Genomic DNA, 8,751 nt, shown 5'->3' with positions numbered 1-8,751 from the left:
CGGCATGAGCACCACCGTGCCACCGAGGTAGACCGAACCGAGCACGCTGTAGACCATGCCGGTGATGTGAAAGAGCGGCACCACCCCCAGGCTCACCGCCTCCGGGCCGCCGAAGCCGAATTGGCCGCCCCCCACCGCGTTGTGCATCAGCGTGCGGTGCGGATGCATGCAGCCCTTGGGCAGCCCCGTGGTGCCGGAGGTGTAGGGGAGCAGCGCCAGATCGTCGGGCGTGGCGGTGTGCGGGCCGGGCACATGGCCGGCGGCGAGCGCATCGTTCCAGCGCGTGACCGGCAGGCCTTGCGGCAACGGCGGATCGGCACGCAGCCATTGCGCCATCGCTTGCGGCACCGGCAGATCGGGATCGAAACGCTCAGGCAGCGCGTCGTCGTAGCGGGTGACCAGCAGGTGGGCGAGACGCTGCCCGCAAGGCAGCGCGGCATCGGCCTGCGCCACGTTGACGGCGAGATCGGCGCTGCACACGACGACCCGCGTTCCGGGATCGGTGATGTGGTGGCCGAACTCGTCGGCCTTGTTCATCGGATTGACCGGCACCACCACCGCATCGGCCCGCAGCACCGCATAGCAGGCGACGACGAACTGCGGGCAGTTCTGCAGATAGAGCGCGACCCGATCGCCGCGCTTCACGCCGGCCACCTGTTGCAGCCAGCCGGCCAGAGCCTCGGCCTGGCGCTGCAGTTCGCCGTAGGCGAGTTCCCGGCCGAAGAAGACGTAGGCGGGCTTGTCGGGGTAGCGGCGCGCCGCGACTTCCAGGTTGAACCACAGCGTGGTGTCGGGCACCACCAGTTCCAGCGGCAGGCGCTTGGGCCAGTGCGCAAGGTGCGGTCGATCGGCGGGAACGGTGCTCATGGCGGCGCGCATCCCCTCAGAACGAGGGCCGGGTCTGGTTGCCTTGACGTTCCAGGAGATCGAGGCATTCGGTGTCTCGCGCGAACTCCGGCTTGCTGCACTGGCGCTGCAGGCAAAACTGCATCGAAAAGAAATTGCGGTCGCCGCAGGACTGCCGAGCCGTCTGCGCCGCTGCTGCGGGAGCGCGCACGGGACGCGCGCGTTGCGTGCGCGCCGAAGAACTGTCGGCCGCCGCGGCGACGGCCTCGTCGGTAGCTGCCTGCCGCGTCGTTTCCAGTGCAAAAGGCGGGGTTTCACCGGAAGCGACGGTGGTGGGCGGCGCCTTGCGTTGCGCGACAGGCGCGGCGGACAAGGGCGGCGACGGAGAGACAAGCGCAGGGACGGCAGCAGTCTGCGCAGGTTCCACGATGAGTTCGGTGACGATCTGCACCGACGGGGGCGGCTCTGCAACGCTCGGCGCCCGCATGGCCGGCGACAAGGGCGCGCGGCTTTCGACGAACTCGGCCGCCGGTGTTTCCGGCCGCATCGCGGAGTAAGCCATAAGCCCTGCAAGAACTGCAGGCGCCAGGCCCAGCATCGCCAAGCGCCGCGGCGGCATCGTCGCGAACGGCGCCAGCACCGCCGCCGCCAGCACGGAGCGCTTGCCCGGGATTTGCGCCGCTTTCGCTGCCGAGGTTTCGGCCGGTTGATCGGTTCTGGGGGCGATCGTCGCCCAGGCCGTGGTCACGGCGGGCGCGCCGCCCGAGTGCCGCAGCCGTGCCTCGGTCGGCGCAAAGGGCGCCCGTGACATGCTGCTCTGCGGCTTGGCCGGCAAGGCGATGAGTTCCGCCCCGACCGGCGGCGCCGGCTCGCCGTGCAGTGCGGCCCGAAAGGCCGCCGCGTGCTGCGGTCTGGCTTGCGGCCGCACGGCCAGCGCCGCGTCGATCGCGGCAAGGAAGGCGGCGCTGTAGTGAGAGCCGTCGGCTGCGGTCAACTCATCGCCAAGCGCCAGCAGCGAGGGCAGTTCGTCGTGCAGCATGCGCAGTGCCGCCGGCACGGGCGCACGGCCGATGAGGCAGAAATGCAGCACCGCAGCCAGACTGTAGAGGTCGGTCCAGGGGCCCTGAAGCAGCTGCGAGGATTCGCCGTACTGCTCGATCGGCGCGAAATTCGGCTTGAGGATGGCGGTGAGCGATTGCGTGCGGTCGCTGATCACGAGCCGCGCCGCGCCGAAGTCGAGCAGCACAGCCGTGCCGTCGGGCTGCAGCAGGATGTTGTCGGGCGCGACATCGCGGTGATAGACCTGCTCGCGGTGAAGCGCCTCCAACGCGCCGAGCATCGCGTCGGCCAATGCCAGCAGCCAGTCCTCGTTCGGCGGTGACGCCATCGCGGTGCGCGCGTTGCTCAGCGTCTGGCCCTCGTAGTAAGGCATCACCATGTAGGCGGTGCCGTTTTCTTCCCAGAATCTGTAGACCTTGACCAGCGCCGGATGGTCGAAGCGTGCCAGCAGCCGCGCCTCGTTCACGAAAGAGCGCAGCCCGATGCCGAAGGTCTTGACGTGCGCTTCCGAGCGCACGGCGATCTGTGTGCCACCGCGCCGGGCCGCGAGCGCCGCGGGCATGTATTCCTTCAAGGCCACATGACGTTCGAGCGCATGGTCGAACGCCAGGTAGACGATGCCGAAGCCGCCGATCCCCAGCACCCGCTCGATCTCGAACTCGGACAGGCGAGTGCCCGGCGCGAGCGCGTCGGGGTCGATTTCAGCTTGGGAAGCGCTCATTCAAGACAGGACGAGGCAAACGTGACAAACCGTTTCAGTTCCGCATTGGACGCCGCAACGCGCCTCGCTGGCGTGATGCCGCGTCCACCGCAGCACGAAGCGTGTCGAACCTCACGGAGAACCGCACCGCTGTGGCCGTGTTTGCACGAAGCGCACTCTGGCCACGGCCGAACGGCAAGGCTTGCACCGGCCGTTATGCTGCTCGACCCATTCCCGTTCCCATTCCATAAAGGATTGCCATGCACACCACTCCCTCGGGCCTGCAGTACGAAGACACCACCGTCGGCAGCGGCGCCACCGCGGCTGCAGGGCAGAAGGTCAGCGTGCACTACACCGGCTGGCTCTACGACGACGGCAAGGCCGGCGCCAAGTTCGACTCCAGCAAGGACCGCGGCCAAGCCTTCGAGTTCGAGCTCGGCGCCGGCATGGTGATCCGGGGTTGGGACGAAGGCGTGGCGGGCATGCAGGTCGGCGGTGCGCGCCGACTCGTCATCCCCGCTGCGCTGGGCTACGGTGCACGCGGCGCCGGTGGCGTGATCCCGCCGAACGCGACGCTGCTGTTCGAAGTCGATCTGCTTGGCGTGGACTGACACCACCGCTCCCGGCCGGCGCCTGAGTCGGCCGGCCTTGCGATCACCGTGCCCTCCAACGTCAACCGCGGCATCCTGCAGGCCAGCCTCGCCTATGCATGCTGGGGACTTTTCCCGCTGTACTTCAAGGCGCTGCAGGCGGTGCCGCCGCTGGAGCTGCTGGCGCACCGCGTGGCCTGGTCGCTCCTCTTCGTGGCCGCATTGCTGGCCGCGCAACGCCGGTGGACCTGGCTCGGCGCGGCACTTTGCGATGCGCGCGTGCTGCGCAGTTGCGCGGCCAGTTCGCTGCTGATCGCGATCAACTGGTTTTTCTACATCTGGGCGGTGACCAACGACCGCATCGTCGAGGCGAGCCTGGGTTATTTCATCAATCCGCTGGTCAACGTGCTGTTCGCCGCGCTCGTTCTCGGCGAGCGCCTGCGGCGCGGCCAGTGGGCGGCCGTGGCGCTGGCTGCGGCAGGTGTCGCGTGGCTCACCGTGCAGGCCGGCGCGCCGCCTTGGATTGCGCTGGCGATTGCGGTGTCGTTCGCGGGCTATGGCCTGCTGCGCAAGACCGCGCCGCTAGGTGCGCTCGAAGGGCTGGCCATGGAGACGCTGATGTTGGGCCCGATCGCGCTCGCCGTCCTGGCCTGGCTCGCGCTGCAAGGTCAGGCCGCATTCACCGACAGCGGCGCCACCACGCGATGGCTGCTGGTCGCCGCCGGACCCATCACCGCGATACCGCTGCTGCTGTTTGCCGCCGGTGCGCGGCGCATCCCGTTCGCGCTGCTCGGCCTGCTGCAGTACATCGGGCCGACCCTGCAATTGCTGTTGGGTGTGCTGATCTTCGACGAACCCTTCGGTGCGCCGCGCGCGATCGGGTTCGGAGCGATATGGGCGGCACTGGCGCTTTACAGCGTCGAGAGCTTGTGGCGCAGCCGGCGCAGCGGAACAAGCGCCTGATCGCGGCGCTGGACGAGAATCGCCGCTGCGCCGCCTCCTGTCATTGCCCCCGCCGATGCCCCGTTTGCCGAAGTTCCGCGACACGCTGATCAACACGCGCGACCTGCTCGTCACAGGCGGCCCTTTCGTGCTGATCGCGCTGGCCTTGCTGGTATTGGCCTACTGGGCGCTCGATCCCACGCCACCGAAGAAAGTCACGCTGGCCACGGGCCCCGAACAAGGCGCTTATGCCGAATTCGGCCAGCGCTACAAGGCCCATCTGCAGCGTTTCGGCATCGAAGTGGAACTGCGCGCGACGCAGGGCTCTTCGGAGAACCTCAAGCTGCTGCAAGACCCGAAATCGGGCGTCGATTTCGCCTTCGTGCAAGGCGGCGCCGGCCGGCTGCGGCGCAACGACGAAGGACCGCCGCCGGATCTGGTGTCGCTGGGCAGCCTGTTCTACGAGCCGGTGTGGTTGTTCTATCGCGAGGCCGCCGCGAAGGAAAAACTCGGCAGCGAGCAACTCGAAAGCCTGGCTCAGCTGAAGGGCTGGCGCGTGAACATCGGCGCTCCCGGCAGCGGCGTAACCAACCTGATGCTGCGGTTGTTCGACGCCAACGGCCTCGCGCCGCAAGACCTGGTCGTGCAGCGCCTGGGCAACACGCCGGCCGTGGTGAGCCTGTTCGCGGGCGAAACCGATGCGCTCGTCTACACCTCGGCGCCGGAGTCGCCACTGGTGCAGATGCTGCTGCTCACGCCTGGCATCGGGCTGATGGATTTCGCCCAGGCCGAGGCCTATTCGCGGCGCCTGCCCGTCGTCTCGCCCGTGCTGCTGCCGCGCGGCGTGGTCAAACTCGGCGAAGACGTGCCGGCGCAGGACATCCGACTGCTCGCACCCACGGCGATGCTCGTCGCGCGCGAAGATGCCCACCCGGCCCTGCAGCAGCTTTTCGTGCAAGCGGCGAGCGCCATCCACAGCGGCGCCGGCTGGTTCCAAAGGCGAGGCGAGTTCCCGAGTCTGCTCGGCAGCGAGCTGCCGCTGGCCAAGGAAGCAGCGCGCTTTTTTCAATCGGGCCCGCCCTTCCTCCAGCGCTACCTGCCGTTCTGGCTGGCCAACCTGATCGACCGCATGTGGGTGGTGCTGGCCGGTGTGATCGTGGTGCTGATTCCGCTCTCGCGCGTGCTGCCGCCGCTTTACGAATTGCGGGTGCGCTCGCGCGTGTTCCGCTGGTATGCGCGCCTGCGCCAGATCGAGGAAGGCCTGGCCGACGGCCTGGATCACGCTCGAGGCGCACAGCCGCTGATGAACGACCTCGACGAACTCGACGCCAAGGTCAAGCAGCTGCAGGTGCCGCTCTCGCATGCAGACGAGCTGTACGCGCTGCGCAGCCACATCGACCTGGTGCGCAAGAAGCTGCGCGCACTGGGCGCCCAGACTCCCAACCCGACGGTCTCATGAGCACACCTTCGCCTGCCACTTCCTCGTCCGCCGTGCCCTCCAAGCCTCGTGTCGTCATCATCGGTTGCGGCTTCGGCGGCATCGAGGCGGTGCGCGTCTTGTCCAAGGCGGCGGTCGAGATCACGCTGATCGACCGCACCAACCATCACCTGTTCCAGCCGCTGCTGTACCAGGTGGCCACCGCGGGCCTGTCCGCACCGGCCATCTCGGGGCCGATACGCCACATCCTGCGCGGCGAGATGCGGCGCGGCAACCTCACCATCCTGCTCGGCGAAGTGAGCCGCATCGACGCCGGCGCGAAAAGCGTGCTGCTCGAAGATCGGGGCATGGCCGACGGCGGCCCGGAACGCATCGACTACGACTACCTCATCGTCGCCGCCGGTGCCACCCACAGCTATTTCGGCAACGACGGCTGGGCGGACCACGCGCCGGGGCTCAAGACGCTGGCCGACGCCTTCAACATTCGGCGCCGCGTGCTTCTGGCCTTCGAGCGTGCGGAGCGCGAGGCCGAGATGGCGCGGCGCAACGCCTACCTGACCTTCGCCGTGGTGGGCGCCGGACCGACCGGCGTGGAGATGGCCGGCATGCTGGCCGAGATCGCGCAGCACACGCTGCCCGAGGAGTTCCGCCGCATCGACTCCCGACGCACGCGCGTCGTGCTGGTCGAGGGCGGGTCGCGCGTGCTCAGCGCTTTCAGCGACAAGCTCTCCCAGAAGGCGCTGGAGCAACTGCGCTCGCTCGGTGTGGAAGTGCTGACCAACGCCAAGGTCAGCACGATCGATGCCGACGGGCTGAGTTACGAGGCGCTCGACGGCAGCACCCGCAGGCTCGATGCGCAGACCGTGGTGTGGGCGGCCGGTGTGGCCGCTTCGCCGCTCGGCGCCTCTCTCGCTGCGACCACCGGTTGCGTGCTCGATCGTGCCGGGCGCGTGGTGGTCAATGCCGACCTGAGCGTGAACGACCACCCCGAGGTCTTCGTGGTCGGCGATCTGGCGGCGGCCACCAGCCCCGACAGAACCGGCACGCCGCAGCCAGTGCCGGGCGTCAGCCCCGCCGCCAAGCAGATGGGCCGCACGGCGGCCAACAACCTGCTCGCTCGTCTGCGGGGCGAGCCGACGAAGCCGTTTCGCTATGCCGATTACGGCTCGCTGGCCACGATCGGCCGTCGGGCAGCCGTTGCGGCGGTCGACATGCCGGTGCTCGGCCCCGTGCAGTTCAGCGGCGGCTTGGCTTGGCTGTTCTGGCTGTTCGTGCACATCTACTTCCTGATCGGCTTTCGCAACCGGATGGTGGTGCTGACCGATTGGGCGTGGGCCTATTTCAGCTTCGAGCGTCAGGCCCGCGTGGTGGCCGACCCGGACGTAGCGCCCCGCCCCACGGCCGAGCGCAGCGCCTAAATTGCAGCAGCCGTTGGCAACGCAACCGCGTCGCCCGGCGCGGTCGGCACGTGCATCGCCGCGCCGCTTTCTTGCCAGCAAGGACAAGCGCTTTGGACACCCGCCTCTCACCGATCCGCCTGCGCCTCGAGCAATTGCGCAAGGCGATGCGCGCGAAGGGATTCGACGCGGTGCTGCTGCCGTCGAGCGATCCGCATCTCTCCGAGTACCTGCCGGGTCACTGGCAGTCCCGTGAATGGTTCTCGGGCTTCACCGGCTCGATGGGCACGCTGGCCGTGCTGGCCGACAGCCGCGCGGCCCTGTTCGCCGACAGCCGCTACTGGGAACAGGCCGAGGCCGAGCTGGCCGGCAGCGGGATCGAGCTGGTGAAGATCGCCACGGCCCAGTCGAATGCACATGTGCAATGGCTGGTGTCGCAGCTTGCATCGGGCGGCACGGTCGCGGTCGATGGCGCGGTGCTCGGTCTGGCTGCCGCCGAGCAGCTGAGCAGCGGGCTGGTGGCCGCCGGCATCGCTTTGCGCACCGTTGAGGATCCGCTCGCAGGAGCTTGGCCCGAACGCCCTGCCCTGCCCGCCGCGGCCCTGTACGAGCACCTCGCACCGCATGCAGTCACCGCGCGAAACGCCAAGCTCTCGCGCCTGCGCGAAGCCATTGCCAGGCAGGGCGCCACGCATCACCTGATCTCGACCCTCGACGACATCGCCTGGCTCTTCAATCTGCGCGGCGCCGACGTCGAATACAACCCTGTGTTCCTGGCGCACGCGATCGTCGAACGCGACGGCGAGGCGCAGCTCTTCGTCGGTGCGGGCAAGGTCGATGCTGCGCTGGCCGCGACCTTGGCCACTGACGGCGTGCTCCTGCTGCCCTACGAACAAGCCGGCTCGGCGCTCGCCGCCTTGCCCGCCGGCAGCACACTGCTCATCGATCCGAAGCGTGTGACCCTCGCCCTGCGAGAGGCTGTCGCCGACGGCGTGCGTCTGGTCGAGTCGATCAATCCGACGACGCTCTTCAAGAGCCGCAAGAGCGACGCCGAGGCCGCCTTCGTGCGCGAGGCCATGGCGCACGACGGCGCCGCCATGTGCGCCTTCTATGCCTGGTTCGAGCGGGCGCTGGCCCATGAGGCGATCACTGAATTGACGGTCGCGCAGCGGCTGAGCGCCGAGCGTGCCAGGCAGCCCGGCTATGTCGGCCTGAGCTTTCCCGTCATCGCCGGCTTCAACGCGAACGGCGCGATGCCGCATTACCGCGCGACCGAGACTGCACACGCACAGATCTCGCGCCAGGGCGGCGTCGAGGCCAACGGTCTGCTGCTGATCGACTCGGGCGCGCAATACCTCGGCGGCACGACCGACGTCACGCGCGTCTGGCCCATCGGCATGCCCAGCGCGGCCATGAAGCGCGACTACACGCTGGTGCTCAAGGGCACGATCGCGTTGTCCCGAGCCCGCTTTCCCCTGGGCACGCCCGGGCCGATGCTCGATGCGATCGCGCGCGCGCCGCTGTGGGCCGCAAGCTGCGATTTCGGGCACGGCACCGGCCACGGAGTCGGCTATTTCCTCAACGTGCACGAGGGGCCGCAGAGCATCAGCAAGGCGGTGGTCACGCCCGAGATGGCGATGCAGCCCGGCATGATCACCTCGGTCGAGCCCGGCCTGTACCGCCCCGGCCGCTGGGGCGTGCGCATCGAGAACCTCGTGCTCACCGTGCCGGCGCCGAGCGACGAGTTCGGCGAGTTCCTGCGCTTCGAGACGCTCACGC

General features: G+C 68.7%; 7 protein-coding genes. 5 read left to right on the top strand and 2 right to left on the bottom strand.

Annotated elements, in window-relative coordinates; genetic code table 11:
• Together H0W38_RS10385 and H0W38_RS10380 are read right to left on the bottom strand one after the other, a co-directional pair.
• Positions 1 to 867, bottom strand: an 867-nt coding sequence (locus H0W38_RS10385) for an AMP-binding protein (RefSeq protein ID WP_292453592.1), incomplete at its 3' end; no start/stop codon positions are given.
• Between the two features lie 16 nt (positions 868 to 883).
• Positions 884 to 2,626, bottom strand: coding sequence for a serine/threonine protein kinase (locus H0W38_RS10380; RefSeq protein ID WP_292453591.1), 1,743 nt, complete (start codon positions 2,624 to 2,626; stop codon positions 884 to 886).
• Positions 2,627 to 2,865: 239 nt separating this feature from the next.
• Here H0W38_RS10380 and H0W38_RS10375 point away from each other — a divergent pair, with 239 nt between their 5' ends.
• The 5 genes from H0W38_RS10375 to H0W38_RS10355 form a co-directional block, all read left to right on the top strand.
• Positions 2,866 to 3,216, top strand: a complete 351-nt coding sequence (locus H0W38_RS10375; protein ID WP_292453589.1) for an FKBP-type peptidyl-prolyl cis-trans isomerase — start codon at positions 2,866 to 2,868, stop codon at positions 3,214 to 3,216.
• Positions 3,217 to 3,264: 48 nt separating this feature from the next.
• The gene (rarD, locus tag H0W38_RS10370; RefSeq protein ID WP_292453586.1) at positions 3,265 to 4,158 is read left to right on the top strand and encodes an EamA family transporter RarD; all 894 of its coding nucleotides are present in this window, start codon (positions 3,265 to 3,267) and stop codon (positions 4,156 to 4,158) included.
• Positions 4,159 to 4,213: 55 nt separating this feature from the next.
• Positions 4,214 to 5,596 (top strand): TAXI family TRAP transporter solute-binding subunit, encoded by a 1,383-nt coding sequence (locus tag H0W38_RS10365; protein WP_292453583.1) that lies wholly within the window; start codon positions 4,214 to 4,216, stop codon positions 5,594 to 5,596.
• Complete coding sequence (locus H0W38_RS10360; RefSeq protein WP_292453582.1) at positions 5,593 to 6,993, top strand: NAD(P)/FAD-dependent oxidoreductase; 1,401 nt, start codon at positions 5,593 to 5,595, stop codon at positions 6,991 to 6,993. The genes H0W38_RS10365 and H0W38_RS10360 overlap by 4 nt, the downstream gene beginning before the upstream one ends.
• Positions 6,994 to 7,139: 146 nt before the next feature.
• A partial coding sequence (locus H0W38_RS10355; RefSeq protein ID WP_292453594.1) for a M24B family metallopeptidase occupies positions 7,140 to 8,751 on the top strand: 1,612 nt, incomplete at its 3' end.

Source organism: Methylibium sp. (assembly GCF_013817365.1).
Lineage (GTDB): Bacteria > Pseudomonadota > Gammaproteobacteria > Burkholderiales > Burkholderiaceae_C > Methylibium.
The sequence above is the reverse complement of the archived record's forward strand: the minus strand, read 5'-3'. Positions and strand labels throughout refer to the sequence as shown.

What these genes read in the sequence shown, in the direction of transcription:
- H0W38_RS10380 (WP_292453591.1), bottom strand. Translation starts at nt 2,626, where the DNA reads ATGAGCGCTTCCCAAGCTGAAATCGACCCCGACGCGCTCGCGCCGGGC.
- H0W38_RS10365 (WP_292453583.1), top strand. Translation starts at nt 4,214, where the DNA reads ATGCCCCGTTTGCCGAAGTTCCGCGACACGCTGATCAACACGCGCGAC.
- H0W38_RS10375 (WP_292453589.1), top strand. Translation starts at nt 2,866, where the DNA reads ATGCACACCACTCCCTCGGGCCTGCAGTACGAAGACACCACCGTCGGC.
- H0W38_RS10360 (WP_292453582.1), top strand. Translation starts at nt 5,593, where the DNA reads ATGAGCACACCTTCGCCTGCCACTTCCTCGTCCGCCGTGCCCTCCAAG.